Consider the following 21,893-nt stretch of genomic DNA (forward strand, 5'->3'; position numbering starts at 1 on the left):
CGCGCCGCATCGAGCGGCCCGGCGCGGGTATGGCCGGTACATGCGGCAGGTGATCGGCGCGGCCGGGCGGCGGGCCGGAGAGCTGACGGAGGCGGGGAAGGACCTGCTGCGCGGCGCGCGCGAGCGCTGGCGGGCCTTCGACCACCTCGGCCGGGCGTACGAGCGCTACCAGGAGACGCGCGGCGACCGGCTCGCCGCGGCGCTCACCTCCTACGGGTTCCTGTCGTTCTTCCCGCTGCTCGCCCTCGCCTACTCGCTGCTCGGCTACCTCGTCGGCGTCAGCGACGAGGCCCGCGACTACTTCGTGCGGGCGGTCAACTCGCTGCTGCCCGGCCTGTCCGACCAGCTCCAGGTCGAGCAGATCGCCCGGTCCAAGAACACCGTCGGGCTGTTCGGGCTCGCCGGCCTGGTGCTCACCGGGCTCGGCTGGGTGCAGGCGCTGCGCGAGTCGCTGCGCGTGGTCTGGGGCAACGAGCCCGTCCCGGACGGCAACTTCGCCGTCAAGAAGCTCTGGGACGCGGCGGTGCTGGCGTTCCTCGGCGCGATGCTCGTGGTCGGCATGGTGATCTCGACCGTCGCGACGTCCGCCAGCCACACCGTCCTGGACTGGCTCGGCCTCGCGCACGTCCCCGGCGCGGGCACGGGCCTCGCGCTGCTGTCGCTGCTCGGCGCGGTCGCGACCAACACGCTGATCTTCCTGTTCCTGTTCTCCCGGCTGTCGGCGACGCGGGCGCCGTGGCGGCGGATCATCCGGGGCGCGCTGTTCGGCGCGGTCGGCCTGGAGATCCTCAAGCAGCTCGCCACGCTGCTGCTCGGCCACACCACCCGCAACCCGGTGTACGCCTCGTTCGCCGTGCTCGTCGGGCTGATGGTGTGGATCAACCTGGCCTCGCGGTTCCTGCTGTTCGTCGCCGCCTGGACCGCGACGCGCATGGTCGTCCTCGAAGCCGACCAGGACGAGACGGCCGAGGACGGGCCGGCCGAGGGCGAGCCGGCCGGGGACGCCGCCGACGCGGACGCCGTTCCGGACGGCGTCCGGAACGGCGCGAAGGAGCCCGCCCTCGTGCCGCAGCCGAAGCCGGTCAGGACCAGAAGGCGTCGTCGGAGTACTGGTCCTCGGCCAGCGTCCGGATCTCGGTGATCCGCCCGTTCCGGATGCGGAACACGTCGACCGAACGGCCGTCGAGCACCTTGCCGGGACGTTCGGCGTAGGTCTGGACGAGGGCGACGCCGTGGTCCTCGTCGGCCATCACCGCGTACGGCTCGGCGACGAACGTGCCGCCCGACAGCTCGAACAGCCGGACGTAGAAGCCGAGCACCTCCTCGGGCGTCCGGTACTCGCCGCACAGCGGGCCGCGGCCAGGCACCCGGTGCACCACCTCGTCGGCGAGCAGGTCCCGGATGAGGTCGATGTCGCCCTTGGCGAACGCGGTGTAGCCGTCCCTGAGCAGGGCGGCGTTGGGGTGCTCGGAGGCACGGGGCACGTCGGAGACGCGAGGGGCTTCGGAGGTACGGGGAACGAAGGCGGGGGTCGGCACGGCGCATCCTCCACGGCGCCGGTCGCCGTCCAGCGGCGGCGCGCGGTCACCGGCGCCAAGGCGAGCGTAAGCCCCTACCCGCGCCCGGGGCCAGACGGCCGCGCCGACCATCGCCGGGCGGGCCACCACGCCCTCCCCGCCCGGCCACCCCGCTCAGCCCCTCCGTCCGGCGGCCCGTTCGGGTGGCGGGTCAGCGGTCGGTGCGGGAGTCGTCCTCGTCGGGGAGGGGGAGCGGGCCGGTGCCGGAGCCGGAGCCCGGTCCGAGGTCGCCGCTCGTTCCGCCGCCCGCGCTCGCGCCAGCGGTCGCCGGGGTCGCGGCCGAGGCGCGGGCCGCGCGGGCGGCACGCGCGGCGCGGCCGTCGCGGCGGCGACGGCGCAGCACCAGGAACAGCACGCCCACCGCGAGGACGGCGGCCGCGGCGCCGCCGCCGAGCAGCGCCCAGCCGCGCTTGGAGTCGTCCGGCGTGAGCGGGTTGGTGGGCAGCAGGCTGTTGGAGTGCGCGTCCTTGCCCTTGGCGTCGCCGCCCGCGTCGCCGGGCGCCACGAGCGTGCCGACCGGCTTGACCTTGCCGCGCGCCGCGAAGCCCCAGTCGAGCAGCTTGGTCGCGTACGGCGACGGCGGCCTGTCGGCCTTCATCAGCGAGATCACGATCGAGTGCCCGCCGCGCCTGGCCTGCGCGACGAACGTCTGTCCGGCGGCGTTGGTGTAGCCGTTCTTGCCGCCCTGCATCCCCTCGTAGGCGTACGGCTGGCCGGGCAGCATCCGGTTGTGGGTGTGGATCGGGTACCCGCCGGTCTTCTTGCCCTTCTTGCGCTGCTTCTTGGTGGGCGGGGCGGGGAAGTGGGTGTCGATCGCCTGGACGTACTTGCGGTAGTCGGGGTTCTTCATCCCCTCGCGCAGGATCAGCGCCAGGTCGTACGCGGAGGTGTGCTGGGTGCGGACGTCGAGGCCGAGGTCCTTGTCGAGGCCGTTCGGGGACCCGGCGAGGGTGTCGCGGGCGTTGATCCGCCTCGCCTCGGCGTTCATGTCGGCGAGCGTCTTCTTCATCCCGCCGTCGGCCTCGGCGAGGGTCACCGCCGCGTCGTTCGCCGACATCATCATGAGCGCGTGGAACAGGTCGGAGACCTTGTAGCGCATCTTCGGCGTCATCCCGACCTTGGTGCCCTCCACGTCGCAGGCGCGCTGCGAGGGCCGGACGAGCCGGTTCGGGTCCATCTTCGGGACGAGCGTCAGCGCGGTGAGCGTCTTCAGCGTGCTCGCCGGGAGGTAGTGGCCGTGCGGGTCCTTCGCGGCGAGCACCTCCCCGGTGTCGGCGTCCGCGATCACGTACGACGCGGCCTTGATCCTGGGCGGGGCGGGCACGCCGGGCGCCGCGTTCACGATGGTGCCCTTGCCCGCGAGCTGCGGCCCGCCGACGGGGTCGCTCGGCGGGGCGGCGGCGCGGGGGGCGCGGGCGGCGGCGTGGGCGGTGCCGCAGGGCGTGACCAGGGACGCCGCGACCAGCGGCACGGTGAGCGCGGCGGCGGCGCGGCGAACGGTGCTCATGATTCCCCGAAGACTAGGCGACGTACCCGGAGAACAGGTACCCCACCACGGAGACGGCGACGCATGGGGCGAACGGGACGCGGCGGGCCGCACGGGACGGGCCCGGCGCTCACGGTCCGTGCGGGGGGTTATTTTTGGACGTGCGGACTAGTCCATTCGAATGGCGCTTCGGCCCTGATCGCTGACCGAAAAGGGTGACGCCGTGTGTTCGGTCCCGGCCCGTACGAGTCAAATGACCCGATGCGGGCAGGCTCCCCGGCGGGGACCGGGCCTCGCGAGCCATCATGGGGGGAACACGTGACCCTGGACCGGCGTTCGTCCAGGCTTGGGGACCCGCTGGCTGAATTGCGCCACGTGCCACGCAGCGACCTGCAAGGATTGTGGACGGAGGTTGGCCGTGGCCATTGACTTCAACCCGTCCCGCGGGGCGTCCCTCGGCGTCGAGTGGGAGCTCCAGCTCATCGACGCGGAGACCAGGCACCTGCGGCAGGACGCCCGCGAGGTGCTCGCCGCGCTGCCCGCGCTCAGCGAGGGCGGCGACAACCCCAAGGTCCGGCACGAGCTGATGGAGTCGACGGTCGAGATCGTGACCGATATCAGTCACACCGTCGGCGAGGCCAAGCGCGACCTCGCCGGCACGCTCGACGCGCTGCGCGGCGCCGCGGCCGAGCGCGGCCTCGCGCTCGCCTGCACCGGCACCCACCCCATCAGCGACTGGCGCGACGCGGTGCGGGCCCCGGTCCAGCGGTACGCCGACCTGATCGAGCAGATGCAGTGGCTCGCGCGCCGCATCCAGACGTTCGGCGTGCACGTCCACGTGGGCGTCACCGACGCGGCGAAGGCGATCCCCATCGTCAACGCCCTGTCGGCCCATCTCCCGCACTTCCTCGCCCTCACCGCGTCCAGCCCGTTCTGGAGCGGCTCGGACACCGGGCTCGCGTCGAGCCGCGCGGTCGTCTTCGGCCAGCTCCCGACGGCCGGTCCGCCCCACTCGCTGGACGACTGGGCGGCCTTCGAGGATTACATGGCCACGCTGATCCGTGCGGGCACCATCCGCACGATCAAGGAGGTGTGGTGGGACATCCGCCCGCACCCGGACTTCGGCACCGTCGAGATCCGGATGTTCGACGGCATCCCCACCATGCGGGAGGTCGGCATGGCGGCGGCGCTGTGCCAGAGCCTGGTCACGCTGTTCGACCAGCAGCTCGACCGCGGCTACACGCTGCCGCGGCCCGCCGCCTGGGTGGTGCGCGACAACAAGTGGCGCGCCACCCGCTACGGCCTCGACGCCACCGTCATCACCGACGACACCGGCAGCACCGTCCCGCTCCGCGACGACCTCTACGAGCTGATCCGGGAGCTGGAGCCCGTGGCCGACCGGCTCGGCTGCGCCGAGGAGCTCAAGGTCGCGGGGGAGGTCCTCGAGCACGGGGCGCCGTACGAACGCCAGCGCGCGATCCGCGCGGACGGCGGAACCTTGGAGAACGTGGTCGACGCGGCGATCACCGAGCTCGCCGAGGACAGGTTCGTCACTCTCGGGGAGGTGGCGCATGGCCGATCCTGAGGAGCCGGCCGGGCGTCCCGACCCCGCGGGGGCCGAGAAGCCGCAGGGCCCCACCGACCAGACCACCACCGGGCGGACGCCGTTCGGCTCCGCCTTCGCGCAGGGGGCGCACATGACACATCCGGGACCCGGGGTGATGCCCGGCCTTGAACCACCGACCGCTCCGGCGGCGGCCCGGTCCGCCAGCGCGGACGCGGGCGAGGACGCCGCCGGACCCGGCGCCGCGCTCCAGCCGCAGCTCGACGCGTTCCTCGCCGGGCACGAGGACGAGCTGATCGCGTTCCGCCGCGACCTGCACATGCACCCCGAGCTGGGGTACGCCGAGCACCGCACGACCCGGCTCATCGCCGAGCGGCTCCGCGCGGCCGGGCTCGACCCCCGGGTGCTGCCGCAGGGCACCGGGCTGTTCTGCGACATCGGCCCCGCCGAGGGCGGGACGGTCGCGCTGCGCGCCGACATCGACGCGCTGCCGCTCCAGGACGAGAAGGCCGGCGCGCCGTACCGTTCGACGGTGCCGGGCGTCGCGCACGCGTGCGGCCACGACGTGCACACCGCGATGGTGCTGGGCGCCGGGCTGTTCCTGGCGCAGCAGGCGGCGGCGGGGCTGCTGCCCGGCCGGGTCCGGCTGCTGTTCCAGCCGGCCGAGGAGACGCCGGGCGGCGCGCTCGACGTGATGGCGGCGGGCGGCATCGCGGGCGTCGACCGGGCGTTCGCGCTGCACTGCGACCCGCGCATCGAGGTCGGCCAGCTCGGGCTGCGCACCGGCCCGATCACCGCCGCGTGCGACAAGGTGTACGTCAAGGTGACCGGCCCCGGCGGGCACACCGCCCGGCCGCACCTGACCGCCGACCTCGTCTACGCCCTCGCCAAGATCGTCACCGAGCTGCCGTCGGCGCTGTCGCGCCGCGTCGACCCGCGCTCCAGCCTGTCGCTGGTGTGGGGCCGGATCTCGGCGGGCTCGGTCGCCAACGCGATCCCCGACGACGGCATCGCCGAGGGAACGGTCCGCTGCCTCGACGACGAGGCGTGGCACCGGGCGCCGGAGATGATGAAGGCGCTGCTCCAGTCGGTCGCCGCCGCCTACGACGTGGAGGCGTCGCTGGAGTACGTGCGGGGCGTCCCCCCGACGGTGAACGAGGCGGGCAGCGTGCAGATGTTCCGCGACGCCGCGACGCCGGTGATCGGGGAGGAGGGCGTGGTGCCCACCCCGCAGAGCCTCGGCGGCGAGGACTTCGGCTGGTACCTGGAGTCGATCCCCGGCGCGCTCGCCCGGCTCGGGGTCCGCACGCCCGGCTCGTCCGGCGAGTACGACCTGCACCGCGGCGACTTCGACGTGGACGAGCGCTGCGTCGCGGTCGGCGTGCGGGTGCTGACCGGCACCGCGCTCACCGCCCTCTGGGAGGGCGGACGGCCCGGCGACGCCGAGCCGGTGCAGGGCGCGGCGCTGGCCTGACCGACGCGGGCCCGCCGCCCGTACCCCGTCCACCCCCCGGGTCCGCGGTCCTCGGTCCGCTCCCGTTCCCCGCCGCGGGCCGTCGCGAGCGCGACGGACGGCCCGGCGCGCATCACCTTCCTGACCTGTGCGGATGGAAATCTACGCAGAGGTAACGGACACGTTGCGAAACGGTGCGGCCCGGGGCGCTTCGCGCCGTTCCCGAGATACCGTCCGATCGATTCGGTGACCGGCACGGAACGGTCGCCGTGCCCTGGGTGGGGAACGGAAGGAGCGCTACCTTGCGCCGTGGACTGAAGATCACGCTCGTCTCGGTGACGGGCGCCGCGCTGACGCTCAGCGCCTCCGCGTGCGGCGGCAAGAAGGCCGACAGCGGCGACGACGGCGACGGGAAGAAGACCGTCAAGGTCGGCCTCGCGTTCGACATCGGCGGCCGCGGCGACCAGTCGTTCAACGACTCGGCGGCGGCGGGCCTGGACAAGGCGAAGAAGGACCTGAACGTCCAGACCGAGGAGATCTCCGCCAAGCCGGACGAGCCGGACGCCGACAAGGAGTCGCGGCTGCGGCTGATGGCCAACAAGGGCTACCAGATGATCATCGGGGTGGGGTTCGCCTACACCAACGCCGTGGTCAAGGTCGCCAAGGACTTCCCCAACACCAAGTTCCTCGTCGTGGACGCCGACCAGTGCAAGGTGTCGGGCCCGAACGTGCTCGGCGCCTGCTTCGCCGAGGCGCAGGGCTCGTACCTGGTCGGCGCGGCGGCGGCGCTGAAGTCCAAGACCGGCACGATCGGGTTCATCGGCGGCGTGAACGTCCCGCTGATCCAGCGCTTCCAGGCCGGGTACGACGCGGGCGCGAAGAAGGCCAAGCCCGGCATCAAGATCCTGCCCGCCAAGTACCTCACCCAGCCGCCCAACTTCGACGGGTTCAAGAACCCGGCGCTCGGCACCGAGGCCGCCAAGGGCCAGCTCGACGCGGGCGCCGACGTGATCTACCACGCGGCGGGCGGCGCGGGCATCGGCGTCATCAAGACCGTCGCCGGCGCCGGCAAGTGGGCCATCGGGGTGGACTCCGACCAGTACAACCTGCCCGCGGTCGCCGACGCCAAGGAGAAGATCCTTACGTCCATGATCAAGCGGGTGGACCTGGCGGTGTTCGACTTCGTCGAGGGCGTCGGCAAGGGCTCGTTCCAGTCGGGCACCAAGCAGTACGACCTGAAGAACGACGGCGTCGGCTACTCGGTGTCGGGCGGCAAGGTCGACGACGTCAAGGCCAAGCTGGACGAGCTCAAGGCGCAGATCGTCGCCGGCGAGATCCAGGTCCCGACCAAGCCCTGACCCCGGCCGGCCGCCGCCGCGCCCGGTCCGGGCGCGGTCGCGCGGCGCGTCCGGCAGGGCACGCAGTCCGAGAGGGGCGCCCCCGTGCCTGACCAGGTGCCGGCCGTCCGGCTGTCATCGATCACCAAGCGGTTCCCCGGCGTGGTGGCCAACCGCGACGTCGGCCTCACCATCGAGCGCGGCGAGGTGCACGCGCTCTGCGGGGAGAACGGGGCCGGCAAGTCGACCCTGATGAAGATCCTCTACGGGATGCAGCGCCCGGACGAGGGCACCATCGAGATCGACGGCGAGCCCGTCACGCTGCGCACCCCCGCGGACGCGATCGCGCGCGGCATCGGCATGGTGCACCAGCACTTCAAGCTGGCCGACAACCTGACCGTGCTGGAGAACGTGATCCTCGGCGCCGAGCCCCGGCGCCGCGGCCGGATCGACTTCGCCGCCGCGCGGGCGCGGATCACCGAGATGTCCGAGCAGTACGGGCTGCGGGTGCGGCCCGACGTGCTGGTCGAGTCGCTCGGCGTCGGCGACCGGCAGCGGGTGGAGATCCTCAAGGTGCTGTACCGGGGCGCCCGCGTGCTGATCCTGGACGAGCCGACCGCGGTGCTCGTCCCGCAGGAGGTCGAGGAGCTGTTCGGCAACCTGCGGGAGCTGCGCGCCGAGGGCCTGACCGTGCTGTTCATCTCGCACAAGCTGGACGAGGTGCTGTCGGTCGCCGACACGATCTCGGTGATCCGGCGCGGCACGACCGTCGCGACCCGGCTGTCGCCGGACGCGACGACCTCGCGGCGGCTCGCCGAGCTGATGGTCGGGTCGGAGTTGCCGACGCCGGAGCTGCGCGAGTCGACCGTCACCGACGACGTCCAGCTCGACGTCGCCGGGCTGACCGTGCTCACCCCCGAGGGCCGCCCGGTCGTGGACGGGGTGTCGCTGAGCATCCGGCGCGGCGAGATCGTCGGCCTCGCCGGGGTCGAGGGCAACGGGCAGAGCGAGCTGATCGAGGCGGTCATGGGGCTGCGGTCCGCGGACGCCGGGACGGTCTCGTACGGCCCTCCCGGCGACCGGGCCGACATCACGCACTGGCCGACCCGGCGGCGGCGCGAGGCCGGGATCGCCTACATCCCCGAGGACCGGCACCGGCACGGCCTCGTCCTGGAGGGCAGCCTCTGGGAGAACCGGATGCTCGGCCACCAGACGCAGCGCCCGAACGTGCGCGGGCCCTGGGTGGACCGGCGCGGCGCCCGCCGCGACACGACCCGGATCGTCCGCGAGTACGACGTGCGCACGCCGGGCATCGAGGTGCCCGCCGCGGCGCTGTCGGGCGGCAACCAGCAGAAGCTCATCGTCGGCCGGGAGATGTCGGGCGACCCGCGCCTGCTGATCGCCGCGCACCCGACCCGCGGCATCGACGTCGGCGCCCAGGCCGCGATCTGGGAGTACCTGCGCAGGGCCCGCGCGAGCGGCCTGGCCGTCCTGCTGATCAGCGCCGATCTGGAGGAGCTCATCGGCATGTCCGACACCCTGCACGTGATCCTGCGCGGACGCCTCGTCGCGCGGGTCGACCCGGGGACCGTCACCCCCGAGGAGCTCGGCTCCGCGATGACCGGCGCGGGGACCGCCTCATGAGCGGCCCCGAGGACGACGACGCCCCACGCCCCGGCCCTGGCCCCGAGGACGGCGACGTGCCGCGCACCGGCACCGGCGGCGACTCGTCCGGCGGCGACTCGTCCGGCAAGGGCGTGGCGGGTGGCGCTTCCGGCGACGGCCCGGCGGGGAAGGGCGGGGGTGCTTCGGAGCCGGAGCGGGTTCCGGCCTGGCGGGCGGTGTTGCAGGGGCTCGGGCCGCGGGGGCTGGGGCTGAAGATCGGCGCGCCGGTGCTGGCGCTGCTGATCTCGCTGCTGATCACGATGGTGCTGCTGCGGATCACCGGGGCCGACCCGTTCAGCTCGATGCGGAGCATGGTCGACTACGGCACGACGGAGAACTCGCTCGTCGACATCGTCAACCGGGCGACGCGCTACTACCTGTCGGCGGTGGCGGTCGCGATCGGGTTCCGGATGGCGCTGCTCAACATCGGCGTGGACGGCCAGTACCGGCTCGCCGCGATGCTGTCGGCGGCGCTCGGCGGGGCGCTGACGCTGCCCGCGCCGTTCGGCCAGCTCCTGGTGATCGTGGCGGCGATGCTGATCGGCGGGCTGTGGGCCGCGATCGCCGGGGTGCTCAAGGTCACCCGCGGCGTCAGCGAGGTGCTGTCCACGATCATGCTGAACGCGATCGCCACCGGGCTGATCGCGTACCTGCTGAACGACAAGCGCCTCGCCGAGGTGCGGCCGGGCAGCAACAACGTCGCGACCCCGCAGATCCCCGGGGACGGGCGGGTCGGCGACCTCAACGGGTTCCTGTCCTGGTTCGGGCTGGACCTGCCGGGCCGGGTGTACGGGCTGCTGCCGCTCGCGATCGTCGTCGGGGCCGTGTTCTGGGTGGTCATCAACCACACCCGGTTCGGGTTCGACCTGAAGGTGTCGGGGCTCGCGCCGTCCGCGGCGCGGGCGAGCGGGGTCAGCGCGCGGCGCATGATCGTGGTGACGATGGTGGCCTCCGGCGCGGTCGCGGGCCTGATCGGGATGCCCGAACTGCTCGGCGCCTCGTACGAGTACTCGCTGAACTTCCCCGCGGGGCTCGGCTTCACCGGCATCACGGTGGCGCTGCTCGGCCGCAACCATCCGGTCGGGATCGCGCTCGCCGCGCTGCTGTTCGCGTTCCTCGACCAGACCTCCGACGTGCTCCAGGAGGTCGACATTCCGAAGGAGATCGTCGGGGTGATGCAGGGCGTGGTCGTGCTGACCGTCGTCATCGTGTACGAGCTGGTGCGGCGCTGGGAGATCCGGTTGCAGCAGCGCAGCGTCGCCGACGAGCTCGCCACCGGACACGACCTGGCCCGGGAGGCGGCGTGAGCGACCCCAAGGACAGCGGCGGCGCCGCGACGGCCGTCGCCGCCAGGGCCAAGGCGCTGACCGGGCGGTCCCCGCTGCGCTGGCCGCACTACTGCCTGATCGCCGCCGGGCTGCTCGTGCTGCTGTCGCTCGTCCGGCTGGTCGACGGCGCCGACGACGTCACCTCCAGCGGGACGGTCAGCGCCGCGCTGCGCCTCGCCGTGCCGATCTTCCTGGCCGGGCTCGGCGGGCTGTGGTCGGAGCGCTCCGGCGTGATCAACATCGGGCTCGAAGGGATGATGATCCTCGGCACCTGGACCGGGGCGTGGGCGGGGTACCAGTGGGGCCCGTGGGTCGGCGTGCTCGCCGGGATCGCGGGCGGCGCGCTCGGCGGGCTGCTGCACGCGGTCGCGACCGTGTCGTTCGGCGTGGACCACATCGTCTCCGGTGTCGCGATCAACATCCTCGGCCTCGGGCTCACCCAGTTCCTGGCCGGGCTGATCTTCAACACCGGGCACGCCAAGTCGCTCGGCGGCGGCCCGCGGCAGTCGCCGCCCGTCGAGCCGATCAAGACGCTGACGCTGCCGGTGCTGTCCGGCGGGAAGATCGGCGGCTGGGACAGCCCCGACTGGCTCGGCTCCCTCGAACGGCACCACTGGTTCCTGGTGTCGGACGTCGCGGGCATCCTGCGGGGCCTGACGAGCGGCATGTCGCTGCTGACGCTCGTCGCGCTGCTGCTCGTCCCGGCCAGCTTCCTCGTGCTGTGGCGGACGGCGTTCGGGCTGCGGGTCCGCTCGTGCGGCGAGGACCCGTACGCGGCCGAGTCGCTCGGCGTGCACGTGTACCGGATGAAGTACGCGGCGGTCACGATCTCCGGCGCGTTCTCCGGGCTCGCCGGGGCGTTCCTCGTCACCGTCGCCGCGCCGCTCTACCAGGACGGCCAGACCGGCGGCCGGGGCTTCATCGGCCTGGCCGCGATGATCTTCGGGAACTGGCGGCCGGGCGGGCTCGCGGCCGGGTCGCTGCTGTTCGGCTACACCGACGCGATGAACGTGCGGGGCGGCGGCGAGTCCGTGCACGCGCTGCTGCTGTTCGTCACGGTCATCCTGATCGCGGTGGCCGCGTGGCAGCTGCGGCGCGGCGGCCGGATGCGCCCGCTCGTCAGCACCGACCTGGAACGGCGCGCCGTCCGCAACGCGTTCGTCGGCGCGACCCTCGCGGTCGCCGCCGCGGCCGGGCTGTTCGCGTGGTTCCTCGCGAGCGACGCCGTGCCGGGGGAGCTGGTGTCGTTCACCCCGCACCTGACGACGCTGCTCGTGCTCGCCCTCGCGAGCCAGCGGCTCCGGATGCCCGCGGCGAACGGCCTGCGCTACCGCCGCGGGGAGGGCGGCTGAGATCATGCCCGCATGGTGATCGACTGGACCGCGCTGCGCGCGGCGGCCCGCGAGGCGATGGGCCGGGCGTACGCGCCGTACTCGGGGTTCCCGGTCGGCGCGGCGGCGCTGGTGGACGACGGCCGCACCGTGACCGGCTGCAACGTGGAGAACGCCTCGTACGGCGTGGGGCTGTGCGCGGAGTGCTCCCTGGTGTCGGCGCTGCACGGCGAGACCAAGCGGCCCGGCGCCGCGCCGCCGCGGCTCGTCGCGCTGTCGGTCGTGGACCGCAACGGCGACCCGCTGATGCCCTGCGGGCGCTGCCGCCAGCTCATCTGGGAGCACGGCACGCCCGACACCGTCCTGGAGACCGCGCGGGGCGTGCGGCCGATGCGCGAGATCCTGCCCGACGCGTTCGGCCCGGACGACCTCACCGGCCGCGCCTGACCCGCGCCCGACCCGCGCCGCCCACGCCGCCGCGCCATCCGCGCCGCGTGCACCGAACGAGCCCGTACCGACCCTGAAAGGCACCTGTGGACGCCATCGATGTCATCCGCGCCAAGCGGGACGGCGGAGCGCTGACGCCCGAGCAGATCGACTGGACGATCGACGCGTACACGCGGGACGCGATCGCCGAGGAGCAGATGGCGGCGCTCGCGATGGCGATCGTCCTGAACGGCATGGCGCGGCCCGAGGTCGCCCGCTGGACCGAGGCGATGATCCGTTCGGGCGAGCGGATGGACTGGTCGGCGCTGGACCGGCCCACCACCGACAAGCACTCCACCGGCGGCGTCGGCGACAAGATCACGCTGCCGCTGGCGCCGCTGGTCGCCGCGTGCGGCGCGGCGGTCCCGCAGCTGTCGGGGCGCGGCCTCGGGCACACCGGCGGCACGCTCGACAAGCTGGAGTCGATCCCGGGCTGGCGGGCGTCCCTCGCGCCGGCCGAGATGCTGCGCGTCCTCGGCGAGGCCGGCGCGGTCGTCTGCGCGGCCGGGCCCGGCCTCGCGCCCGCCGACCGCAAGCTCTACGCGCTGCGGGACGTGACCGGCACGGTCGAGTCGATCCCGCTGATCGCCTCGTCGATCATGTCGAAGAAGATCGCGGAGGGGACCGGCGCGCTCACCCTGGACGTCAAGGTCGGCTCCGGCGCGTTCATGAAGAGGGCCGCGGACGCCCGCGAGCTGGCCGAGACGATGGTCGGGATCGGCGCCGACCACGGCGTGCGCACCGTCGCGCTGCTCACCGCGATGGACCGGCCGCTCGGCGCGGCGGTCGGCAACGCGGTGGAGGTGGCCGAGTCCGTGGAGATCCTCGCGGGCGGCGGTCCCGCCGACGCCGTCGAGCTGACCCTCGCCCTCGCCCGCGAGATGCTCGCCGCCGTCGGCATCGACCGGGACCCGGCGGACGCCCTGCGCGACGGCTCGGCGATGGACGCGTGGCGCCGCATGATCTCCGCGCAGGGCGGCGACCCGGACGCGCCCCTGCCGCGGCCGAACGAGACGCACGTGGTGGCCGCGCCGTCCTCCGGCGTCCTCGCCCGCCTGGACGCCTACGGCGTCGGCGTGGCGGCCTGGCGGCTCGGCGCGGGCCGGGCCCGCAGGGACGACCCGGTGTCGGCCGCCGCGGGCGTCCTCTGCCACGCCAAGCCCGGCGACCGCGTGACCGCCGGGCAGCCGCTCCTGACCCTCCAGGCGGACGACCCCGCGCGCTTCGACCGGGCCCTCGCGGCGCTGGACGGCGCGTACACCGTCACCGCGGACGGGGGCGACGGCGGGGGCGACGGGGCCGCCGTTCCGGAGCCGTTGCCGCTGGTCATCGACCGCGTCGGCTGACCGCGCCCGGCGACCGGCCCGCCCCGGCCCGCGCCGACTCGCCCACGGCCCGCGCCGGCTCGCGTTGGCGGATGTTGACGGAGCCCGCGCGGGACGTTGGGGGTAGGTTCTCAAGATGGACGAACGCCCGACCCTCGACGACATCCGCCGCGCGCCGAAGGTGCTGCTGCACGACCACCTGGACGGGGGAGTGCGGCCCTCCACCATCGTGGAGCTCGCGAGCGAGAGCGGCTACGAGGAGCTGCCGAGCGCCGACCCCGACGGCCTGCGCACGTGGTTCACCGAGGCGTCCAACTCCGGGTCGCTCGAACGGTACCTGGAGACGTTCTCCCACACCGTCGGCGTGATGCAGACGACCGAGGCGCTCGCCCGCGTCGCCTACGAGTGCGCCGAGGACCTCGCCGAGGACGGCGTCGTCTACGCCGAGGTGCGGTACGCGCCGGAGCTGCACACCCGCACCGGGCTGTCCCTGGACGCGGTCGTCGAGGCCGTCCTGGACGGGTTCGCGCGGGGCGGGCGCGACCACGGGATCAAGATCGGCGCGCTCGTCACCGCGATGCGGCACCAGGCGCGCAGCATGGAGATCGCCGAGCTGGCGGTGCGCTACCGCGACGCGGGCGTCGTCGGGTTCGACATCGCGGGCGCCGAGGCGGGCTACCCGCCCACCCGGCACCTGGACGCGTTCGAGTACCTCCAGCGGGAGAACGCGCACTTCACCATCCACGCCGGCGAGGGCTTCGGGCTCCCGTCGATCTGGCAGGCGATCCAGTGGTGCGGCGCCGACCGGCTCGGGCACGGCGTGCGGATCATCGACGACATCACCGAGCGGGAGGGCCCCGACCCCCGGCTCGGCCGGCTCGCCGCGTACGTGCGCGACAAGCGGATCCCGCTGGAGATGTGCCCGACGTCCAACATCCAGACGGGCGCGGCCAAGTCGATCGCCGAGCACCCGATCGGGCTGCTGCGGCGGCTCGGCTTCCGGGTCACCGTCAACACCGACAACCGGCTGATGAGCGGCACCACGCTGTCGGAGGAGATGGCCAAGCTGACCGAGGCGTTCGGGTACGGCTGGGACGACCTCCAGTGGTTCACGGTGAACGCGATGAAGTCGTCGTTCGCCCCGTTCACCGAGCGGCTGGAGCTGATCAACGGCGTGATCAAGCCGGGCTTCGCGCGGCTCAAGTGGCACCGGGCGTGAGCGGGACCCGCCCGGTGCGGCCCGCGCCGCCCGCGCCCCGCGCCGCCCGCGCGGTACGGTCCGCGCCGCGCCGCCCGGCTGGCATGATCGGCCCATGACCCCGCAGCTCACGATCCGTTCCACGGCCGCGCGCGTCACCGCGTACGCGTGGCTGGCGTTCGCCCTGCTCAACCTGCTCGACCTGGGGGTCGGCATCACCGGGTCGGCGCGCTACGACCTGACCTCGGCGACGGTCGCCGCGCTGCTGCTGCTCGGCAGCGGCATCGCCTACGTGATCGGGCTGCGGCCCGCGATCGTCGCGGACGAGGCCGGGGTCGCCGTCCGCAACCCGCTGCGGGACGTGCGGGTGCCGTGGCGGGCGGTCAAGGAGGTCACGGGCGACACGGCGGTCTCGGTGCGGTTCGCCGGGCCCGGCGGCGCGGAGCTGAGGACGCGGGCGTGGGTGCTCCAGACGTCCCCGCGCGCGCAGGCGAAGGCCGAGGCCCGCGCGCGCCGCGACGCGGCGGAGACGGGGCGCGCGGCGATGGCGGCGCAGGTCCGGGGCCGTACCCCGACGGCGTACGCGGCGCAGCAGATCACCGAGATCGGCGAGCGCCACCGGCCCGCCGCCGAGACCGCCAAGACCGCTAAGACGGCCAAGGCCGCCACGGACGGGGACGGCGCGGACGGAGACGGCGCGGAGACGGGGCGGGTCTCCTGGTCGGTCCCGGCCGTGGCCGCGCTCGCCGTTCCGGCCGCCCTCGTGGTCGTCCTGATCGTGGTCGCCGCCGTCGGCTGAACGATCCTCCAGGCCGGACGCGCTAGGAGAGGCTGAGAGCGTCGCTGACGGATTCGCGCAGGCCGTCCAGCCCCTCGGCCGCGCGGGCCCGTACCGGGGCGACGTCGGCGGCCTCGCCGACCGGCAGGACCACCTCCAGATAGCACTTGAGCTTGGGTTCCGTCCCGGACGGGCGGATCACCACGCGCGCGGGGCCGTCCCCGGGGGCCGTCCCGGCGGCGAGGCGGAAGCGCAGCCCGTCGGTCGGCGGCAGCCCGCCCGCGCCCTCGGCGAGGTCGTCGAACGCCTCGACGGCGCGTCCGGCGAGCCGTCCGGGCGGGGCCCCGCGCAGCCGCGCCATCGCCCCGGCGATCAGCGCCGGGTCGTCCACCCGGACGGCGAGCTGGGCGGTGGCGTGCAGCCCGTACCGGCGGGCCTGGCCGTCCAGCAGGTCCAGCAGGGTACGGCCCGCCGCCCGGGCCTCGGCGGCGAGGGCCGCGACGGCGAGGGCCGCGCCGATCCCGTCCTTGTCGCGGACGGGCACGCCCCGCCCGTCGCCCACGCTGTAGCCGAGCGCCTCCTCGTAGCCGAACACCAGCCGGTCGCCCGGCCCGCCCGCCTTCATGATCCACTTGAAGCCGGTGAGCGACTCGGCGAACCGGACGCCGTGCGCGCGGGCGACCGCGCCGAGCAGCGACGACGACACGACCGTGGTCACCAGCAGCCGGTCCGGGCCCGAGGTGTGCCGCAGCACGTGCTCGGCGAGCAGCCCCCCGACCTCGTCGCCCGTCAGCACCCGCGCGCCGCCGCCGGGCAGCGGCACCGCGACGGCGCAGCGGTCGGCGTCCGGGTCGTTCGCGATCACCAGGTCGGAGCCGGACGCGGCGGCGAGCGCGAGGACCCGGTCCATCGCGCCCGGCTCCTCCGGGTTGGGGAACGCCACCGTCGGGAAGTCGGGGTCGGGCTCGGCCTGGTCCGCGACCACGGCCGGAGCCGGGAACCCCGCCCGCTCGAACGCCGCGAGCAGCGTCTCCCGCCCGACCCCGTGCAGCGGCGTGTACGCGACGGACACCTCCCGCGCCTCGCCGAGGCCCAGGCCCGTGACGGCGTCGAGGTAGACCTCCGCGGCGTCCGCGCCGAACGTGCCCCACCGCGTGCCGAGCGGCAGCTCGTCCACCCGGCCGACCGCGTCGATCGCCGCCGAGATCTCCGCGTCCAGCGGCGGGACGATCTGCGCGCCGTCGCCCCAGTAGACCTTGTAGCCGTTGTCGCGGGCCGGGTTGTGGCTGGCGGTCACCATCACGCCCGCCACGACTCCGCCGAACGCGCCCACCCGGTGCGCCAGCACCGGCGTCGGCACCGGCTCGGGGAACACCCACGGGGCCAGCCCGGCGCCCGCCAGCACCGCCGCCGTGTCGAGCGCGAACCGCCGCGACCCGTGCCGCGCGTCGTACCCGATCGCGACCTCCGCGCCCGGCGGGTGGTCGCGGAGCAGGCGCGCCGCGAGGCCCGCCGCCGCGCGCATCACGGTCACCCGGTTCATCCGGTTGGGGCCCGCGCCCAGCTCGCCGCGCAGCCCCGCCGTGCCGAACTCCAGCCGCGCCCCGAACCGTTCGGCCAGCGCCGCGCCGTCCCCGGCGTCGAGGATCGCCCGCAGCTCGGCGCGCGTGCCGGGGTCGGGGTCCTGCGCCAGCCACTCCTCGGCCGCCGCCCGGTGGCCGCCGTCCGGCGCGGCCGTCCCGCCCGTCATACCTTGGACAGGACGGTGCCGAGCAGCGCGCCCATGCGCGCGGCGGACGCGCGGCCCGCCGCGAGGACCTCCTCGTGGTCGAGGGTCCCCTCCGCGAGGCCCGCCGCGATGTTGGTCACCAGCGACACGGCGAGCACCTCCGCGCCGCCCTGCCGCGCCGCGATCGCCTCCAGCGCGGTGGACATCCCGACGACGTCGGCGCCCATCGTCCGCAGCATCCGGATCTCGGCCGGGGTCTCGTACGTCGGGCCGCGCAGCGCCGCGTACACCCCCTCCGACAGCGTCGGGTCGGCGTTGCGGGCGAGCGCCCGGAGCCGTTCGGAGTACGCCTCGGTCAGGTCGAGGAACGACGGGCCCGTCAGCGGGTTCGCGCCGGTCAGGTTGAGGTGGTCGGAGATCAGCACCGGGTCGCCGACGCGCTGGTGCTCGGGCCGCAGCCCGCCCGCCGCGTTCGTGAGCACCACGGTCCGCACCCCGGCGGCGAGCGCCGTGCGGACGCCGTGCACGACGGGGTCGGCCGGGTTGGCGGGCACCGCGCCCTCGGGTCCCCGCGCGCCCTCGTACAGGTGCGTGCGGCCGAGGAAGACCAGCGCCCTCCGGCCGCCCAGCTCGACCACCCGGACGCGCCCGGCGTGGCCCTCCACGGCGGGCGGCGCGAACCCGGGCAGCTCCGTCACCGGCAGCTCGGTGACCGGCTCGCCGAGCGCGTCGGCCGCCGGGACCCAGCCCGACCCCATCACCAGGGCCACGTCGAACGCGTCGAACGAGGTGCGGGCGCGGAGCCGTTCGGCCGCCGCGCGCGCCCGTGCATAGGCGTCGTCGCTCACGGATCCGACACTACCGCCGTGATCGACAGCGTGCCGGAAGCGGGCGGGTAGCGGGCCGGTCAGCCGTCGCCGAGCGAGCTGCACGGGCGGTCGCGCAGGTCCTTGACGTAGTCGTCGGGGGCGCCCGCCGCCTCGGCCGCGTCGGCGAGGATGCCCACGTAGCGGGCGGACGGCAGCCCGCCCTCGTAGTCGTCCAGGACGTACAGCCAGGCGAGGACGTCGCCGTCGAGGGTCTCGACGCGCACCCGGATCTTGCGGTAGACGCCGAGCCCGGCGCCCTCCCAGGAGTCGAGTTCCTTCTCGTCCCAGGCGGGCACGTCGTACAGGACGACGAAGACCTGTTCCGAACGGTCCTCGACCACCGTCGCGAGGGCCCCGTCGAAGCCCTTGTCCTGCCCGCCGAAGGTCAGCCGCCAGCCCGCCAGCCAGCCGGTGCCGCGCATCGGCGAGTGGGGCGCCCGGGCGGCCATCTGCTCGGGATCCATGTTGGAGGCGTACGCCGCGTACAGTGCCACGTTCGCCAAGGGTACGCCCCTCGGGGCGGGCGCGGCGCGCAGGTCGCGCCCGCGCCTCCCGGCGGGGCCCGGCCCGGCCGGCGGGCGGGCCGAGCGCCGGGGTGCGGGACGGTCCACTGCCGGGAGTAGGAAACAATGGATGATGTGACCCGCATTGTGATCATCGGAGGAGGCCCTGGCGGCTACGAGGCCGCCCTCGTCGCGGCGCAGCTCGGCGCCGACGTGACCGTGGTGGAGCGCGACGGCCCCGGGGGCGCGTGCGTGCTGACCGACTGCGTGCCGTCCAAGACGCTGATCGCCACCTCGACCCGGATGGCCGTGATGTCGGAGTCCGCCGGGCTCGGCCTGCGGTTCAGCGGCGGCCCCGACGGGATCGTCGGCGGGCTGGAGGCCGACCTCGCGACGGTCAACAAGCGGGTGAAGGACCTCGCGCGGGCCCAGTCGTTCGACATCGCCGAACGGCTCGCCTACGAGGAGGTCAAGATCGTGCGCGGCGAGGCGCGGCTGGAGGAGCCGCACGTCGTCGCGGTCGGCGAGCGCCGGATCCGCGCCGACGTGATCCTCGTCGCCACGGGCGCGACGCCCCGCGTGCTGCCGGGCGCCGAGCCCGACGGCGAGCGGATCCTCAACTGGCGGCAGCTCTACGACCTGCCCGAGCTCCCCAAGGAGCTGATCGTGGTCGGCTCCGGCGTCACCGGCGCCGAGCTCGCGGGCGCCTACCTGTCGCTCGGCTCCAAGGTCACCCTCGTCTCGTCCCGCGACCGGATCCTGCCGACCGAGGACGCCGACGCCGCCTCCGTCCTCCAGGAGGTGTTCCTGCGGCGCGGCATGAACGTCATGTCGCGGTCCCGCGCGGGCGCGGTGGAACGCACCGGCGACGGCGTGGTGGTCACGCTGGAGGACGGCCGCAAGGTCGAGGGCACGCACTGCCTCATGACCGTCGGCATGGAGCCCAACACGCGCGGGATCGGCCTGGAGAAGGCCGGCGTGCGGCTCAGCTCGCGCGGGTTCGTCGAGGTCGACAAGGTGTCCCGGACGAGCGTCCCGCACATCTACGCCTCCGGCGACTGCACCGGCGTGCTCATGCTGGCGTCCGTCGCGGGCATGCAGGGCCGCATCGCCATGTGGCACGCGCTCGGCGAGGCCGTCCAGCCGCTCAAGCTCGGCTGGGTCGCCTCCAACATCTTCACCGACCCCGAGGTCGCCTCGGTCGGCGTCACGCAGCACATGGTCGACTCCGGCGAGGTCAACGCCCGCACGGTCATGCTGCCGCTGTTCACCAACGCCCGCGCCAAGATGCAGGGCTTCGAGGACGGCTTCGTCAAGCTGTTCTGCCGCCCCTCCACCGGCATCGTCCTCGGCGGCGTCATCGTCGCCCCCCGCGCCAGCGAACTGGTCCTCGGCGTCTCGGTGGCCGTCCAGCAGCACCTCACGGTCGACCAGGTCGCCCACACCTTCGCCGTCTACCCGTCCCTCTCGGGCAGCATCACCGAAGCGTCCCGCCGCCTCATGACCGAGCACGCCTACTAGGGTCGCGCCCCGGACGCGTCGGACCCGTCGGAACCGGCGGGCGTCAGCGGGGGTCGGGCGGGGTCAGGCCGTGGCGGCGCAGGCGGGACAGGCGCATCTCGTCGGCGCTGACCGCCACGGTGAACATGCTGGTCAGCAGGGCCAGGAGCGCCACCAGGGCGCGCAGCCACCAGGAGCCGGGCAGCAGGGCCAGCAGCAGGCAGACCGGGATCATCAGGCACAGGTGGCGGACCAGGAGCCGCAGCCGCCAGCCCGCGTCGACCAGGTCGTGGCGGACCCAGTCGCGGTACCGCGGCGGGAGGCGGAAGCCCAGCGCGTACCGGGCCCGCCCGAGCGGGCCCGGATCACCGGGCAGCCGTGCCATCCCGCGTCAGAACCCTCCGAAGTCGCCTCCGCCGCCGCCCCCGAAGTCGCCCCCGCCGAAGTCCCAGCCGCCGCCGATGTCGCCGCCGTCGCCGCCGAACCCGCTGAGATCGCCGCCGCCGATGTCGCCGCCGCCCCAGCCGCCGCCCATCATCGAGCCGAGCATGGTGCCGATCATCATGCCGCTGAGCAGGTCCAGGCCGCCGTACGGGGCGTAGTACCCGCCCGCGTACGGCCCGTACGCCGGGCCGGCGTTCCAGTACGGCCGCCGCCCTCCCGCGTACGGCACCATCCGCACGTCGGGGTCGGCGCCCTGGAGGACGGCCTCGGCGTCGGCCGCGCACGCCGGGACGGACCGCGCGACGCCGCCCGGGGGCGCCCACGTGACGTCCTGGACGGACGGCCCGTGCTGCGGGTTGAAGAAGCAGGGCGCGCGGCGTTCGGGACGGGGTCGCCCGCCAGCCGCGCGCGCGTCGCGGTCATGTAGTAGCGGCCGTCCTCCAGCGCGGTCGTGACGGACTGCATGTCCTCGGGCCGCGCCGCCCGTTCGGTCGCGGTCTTGGCGTCGTCGTAGGAGTTCATCGCGCGCTCGTAGTCGGCGCGGGTGTCGGGGTCGAGGCCCTTGTCCATGACGTCGAGGTCGAGGCGGGCGATGTCCTCGCCGAGCACCGTGACGTCCTCCTCGACGCCCTTCTTCAGGTCCGCCATCTGCCGGGCCTCGCGCTCGCGGTTGCGCCTGCGCACGACGAGGAACGCCCCGGCCGCCGCCGCGATCAGCACGACGACCACGCCGAGCGTCACGTACATGCCGATCATGCTCGAACGGGCCTGGTCGTCGGCCTTCTTCTCGGCCAGGTCGCCGAACCGGACGAGCCGCTCCTTCAGCGGCGCGCCGTCCGTCCGGGTGACGAGCTGGTTGATCTCCTTGCTGCTCAGCGACTTGGAGATGCCGTTCATGCGCCGGCCGTCGGCGGTGATCGCCACGTAGGTCTCGCCCTTGTCGACCCGGTTGGCGACCTGCTTGAGCATCGGGCCGACCTGCGCTCCGGTCGCGCGGTCGCTCACCACGACCGCGCGGATGTCGGCGTCGCCCTTGAGGGCGTTGGTGATCTCGGCGCGGTCCGAGGCGGACAGCACGTTCCCCGCCTCGGTGGTGACGTACAGGCGGGAGCCGGTGAGGGCCTTGGCGATCTGCGTCGCGTCGTCGGCCCGGGCGGCGGAGGCGCCGAAGCCGAGCAGTGCCAGCACGACCGCGGCGATGATCACCGCCGCTCCCCGGCGTACCGTCCTCGTGGACCGAAGGTCGGAACTCATGGTTACAGTGTGCCTCCTCAGCAGGTACGACGAACATGTCCGATGACTCGTTCCTCGGCCTGTAAG

20 protein-coding genes are annotated in these 21,893 nt (G+C 74.3%); 12 read left to right on the forward strand and 8 right to left on the reverse strand.

The window, feature by feature from the left end; translation table 11 throughout:
- Positions 1–40: 40 nt before the first annotated feature.
- The gene (locus GEV43_RS19590; RefSeq protein ID WP_160821930.1) at positions 41–1,141 is read left to right on the forward strand and encodes a YihY/virulence factor BrkB family protein; all 1,101 of its coding nucleotides are present in this window, start codon (positions 41–43) and stop codon (positions 1,139–1,141) included.
- Here GEV43_RS19590 and GEV43_RS19595 read toward each other — a convergent pair.
- Together GEV43_RS19595 and GEV43_RS19600 are read right to left on the reverse strand one after the other, a co-directional pair.
- The gene (locus GEV43_RS19595; RefSeq protein ID WP_160821931.1) at positions 1,083–1,538 is read right to left on the reverse strand and encodes a nuclear transport factor 2 family protein; all 456 of its coding nucleotides are present in this window, start codon (positions 1,536–1,538) and stop codon (positions 1,083–1,085) included. The two genes, GEV43_RS19590 and GEV43_RS19595, sit on opposite strands and share 59 nt — an antisense overlap.
- A gap of 190 nt (positions 1,539–1,728) precedes the next feature.
- A complete protein-coding gene (locus tag GEV43_RS19600) occupies positions 1,729–3,084 on the reverse strand; it encodes a D-alanyl-D-alanine carboxypeptidase family protein (RefSeq protein WP_194252520.1) in 1,356 nt (451 codons plus the stop codon).
- A gap of 397 nt (positions 3,085–3,481) precedes the next feature.
- Here GEV43_RS19600 and GEV43_RS19605 point away from each other — a divergent pair, with 397 nt between their 5' ends.
- The 10 genes from GEV43_RS19605 to GEV43_RS19650 all read left to right on the forward strand — a co-directional run bounded on the left by GEV43_RS19605 (position 3,482) and on the right by GEV43_RS19650 (position 15,549).
- A complete protein-coding gene (locus GEV43_RS19605; RefSeq protein WP_160821932.1) occupies positions 3,482–4,648 on the forward strand; it encodes a glutamate--cysteine ligase in 1,167 nt (388 codons plus the stop codon).
- Between the two features lie 112 nt (positions 4,649–4,760).
- Positions 4,761–6,101, forward strand: coding sequence for an amidohydrolase (locus tag GEV43_RS19610; protein ID WP_160824641.1), 1,341 nt, complete (start codon positions 4,761–4,763; stop codon positions 6,099–6,101).
- Between the two features lie 281 nt (positions 6,102–6,382).
- Entirely contained in the window at positions 6,383–7,438 is a 1,056-nt protein-coding gene (locus GEV43_RS19615; RefSeq protein ID WP_241682956.1) for a BMP family protein, read from the forward strand.
- Positions 7,439–7,522: 84 nt separating this feature from the next.
- Positions 7,523–9,061: an ABC transporter ATP-binding protein gene (locus GEV43_RS19620; RefSeq protein WP_160821933.1), complete on the forward strand. Its 1,539-nt coding sequence runs from the start codon at positions 7,523–7,525 to the stop codon at positions 9,059–9,061.
- Positions 9,058–10,389, forward strand: coding sequence for an ABC transporter permease (locus GEV43_RS19625; protein WP_175250095.1), 1,332 nt, complete (start codon positions 9,058–9,060; stop codon positions 10,387–10,389). Before GEV43_RS19620 ends, GEV43_RS19625 begins: the two co-directional genes overlap by 4 nt.
- The gene (locus GEV43_RS19630) at positions 10,386–11,762 is read left to right on the forward strand and encodes an ABC transporter permease (RefSeq protein WP_160821934.1); all 1,377 of its coding nucleotides are present in this window, start codon (positions 10,386–10,388) and stop codon (positions 11,760–11,762) included. Before GEV43_RS19625 ends, GEV43_RS19630 begins: the two co-directional genes overlap by 4 nt.
- Before the next feature lie 12 nt (positions 11,763–11,774).
- Positions 11,775–12,188, forward strand: a complete 414-nt coding sequence (locus tag GEV43_RS19635) for a cytidine deaminase (protein WP_160821935.1) — start codon at positions 11,775–11,777, stop codon at positions 12,186–12,188.
- A gap of 86 nt (positions 12,189–12,274) precedes the next feature.
- A complete protein-coding gene (locus GEV43_RS19640) occupies positions 12,275–13,573 on the forward strand; it encodes a thymidine phosphorylase (protein WP_160821936.1) in 1,299 nt (432 codons plus the stop codon).
- 115 nt (positions 13,574–13,688) lie between these two features.
- Positions 13,689–14,771 (forward strand): adenosine deaminase, encoded by a 1,083-nt coding sequence (locus tag GEV43_RS19645; RefSeq protein WP_160821937.1) that lies wholly within the window; start codon positions 13,689–13,691, stop codon positions 14,769–14,771.
- A gap of 94 nt (positions 14,772–14,865) precedes the next feature.
- Entirely contained in the window at positions 14,866–15,549 is a 684-nt protein-coding gene (locus tag GEV43_RS19650; RefSeq protein ID WP_160821938.1) for a PH domain-containing protein, read from the forward strand.
- A gap of 22 nt (positions 15,550–15,571) precedes the next feature.
- Here GEV43_RS19650 and GEV43_RS19655 read toward each other — a convergent pair whose 3' ends face one another.
- From GEV43_RS19655 to GEV43_RS19665, 3 genes are read right to left on the reverse strand one after another with little or no spacing between them, the layout of a single operon-like run.
- Positions 15,572–17,278, reverse strand: a complete 1,707-nt coding sequence (locus tag GEV43_RS19655; protein ID WP_160821939.1) for a phospho-sugar mutase — start codon at positions 17,276–17,278, stop codon at positions 15,572–15,574.
- Positions 17,275–18,105: a purine-nucleoside phosphorylase gene (locus GEV43_RS19660; RefSeq protein WP_160821940.1), complete on the reverse strand. Its 831-nt coding sequence runs from the start codon at positions 18,103–18,105 to the stop codon at positions 17,275–17,277. The genes GEV43_RS19655 and GEV43_RS19660 overlap by 4 nt, the downstream gene beginning before the upstream one ends.
- A 59-nt stretch (positions 18,106–18,164) precedes the next feature.
- Positions 18,165–18,620, reverse strand: coding sequence for a gamma-glutamylcyclotransferase (locus GEV43_RS19665; RefSeq protein WP_160821941.1), 456 nt, complete (start codon positions 18,618–18,620; stop codon positions 18,165–18,167).
- Between the two features lie 144 nt (positions 18,621–18,764).
- On the opposite strand from GEV43_RS19665, the gene GEV43_RS19670 reads away from it, so the two are divergent.
- Complete coding sequence (locus GEV43_RS19670) at positions 18,765–20,150, forward strand: NAD(P)H-quinone dehydrogenase (RefSeq protein WP_160821942.1); 1,386 nt, start codon at positions 18,765–18,767, stop codon at positions 20,148–20,150.
- A 43-nt stretch (positions 20,151–20,193) separates the two neighbouring features.
- Here the strand turns inward: GEV43_RS19670 and GEV43_RS19675 are convergent, their stop codons facing one another.
- Genes GEV43_RS19675 through GEV43_RS19680 form a run of 3 tightly spaced genes read right to left on the reverse strand, consistent with a single transcriptional unit; the run spans position 20,194 to position 21,827 of the window.
- Entirely contained in the window at positions 20,194–20,514 is a 321-nt protein-coding gene (locus tag GEV43_RS19675) for a DUF5313 family protein (protein ID WP_160821943.1), read from the reverse strand.
- Positions 20,515–20,520: 6 nt separating this feature from the next.
- Positions 20,521–20,694: a hypothetical protein gene (locus GEV43_RS50550; RefSeq protein WP_241682958.1), complete on the reverse strand. Its 174-nt coding sequence runs from the start codon at positions 20,692–20,694 to the stop codon at positions 20,521–20,523.
- Positions 20,691–21,827, reverse strand: a complete 1,137-nt coding sequence (locus GEV43_RS19680; RefSeq protein WP_241682959.1) for a hypothetical protein — start codon at positions 21,825–21,827, stop codon at positions 20,691–20,693. The genes GEV43_RS50550 and GEV43_RS19680 overlap by 4 nt, the downstream gene beginning before the upstream one ends.
- Between the last annotated feature and the right edge of the window lie 66 nt (positions 21,828–21,893).

The organism is Actinomadura sp. J1-007 (genome assembly GCF_009793335.1).
Taxonomy (GTDB): Bacteria; Actinomycetota; Actinomycetes; order Streptosporangiales; family Streptosporangiaceae; genus Spirillospora; species Spirillospora yumaensis.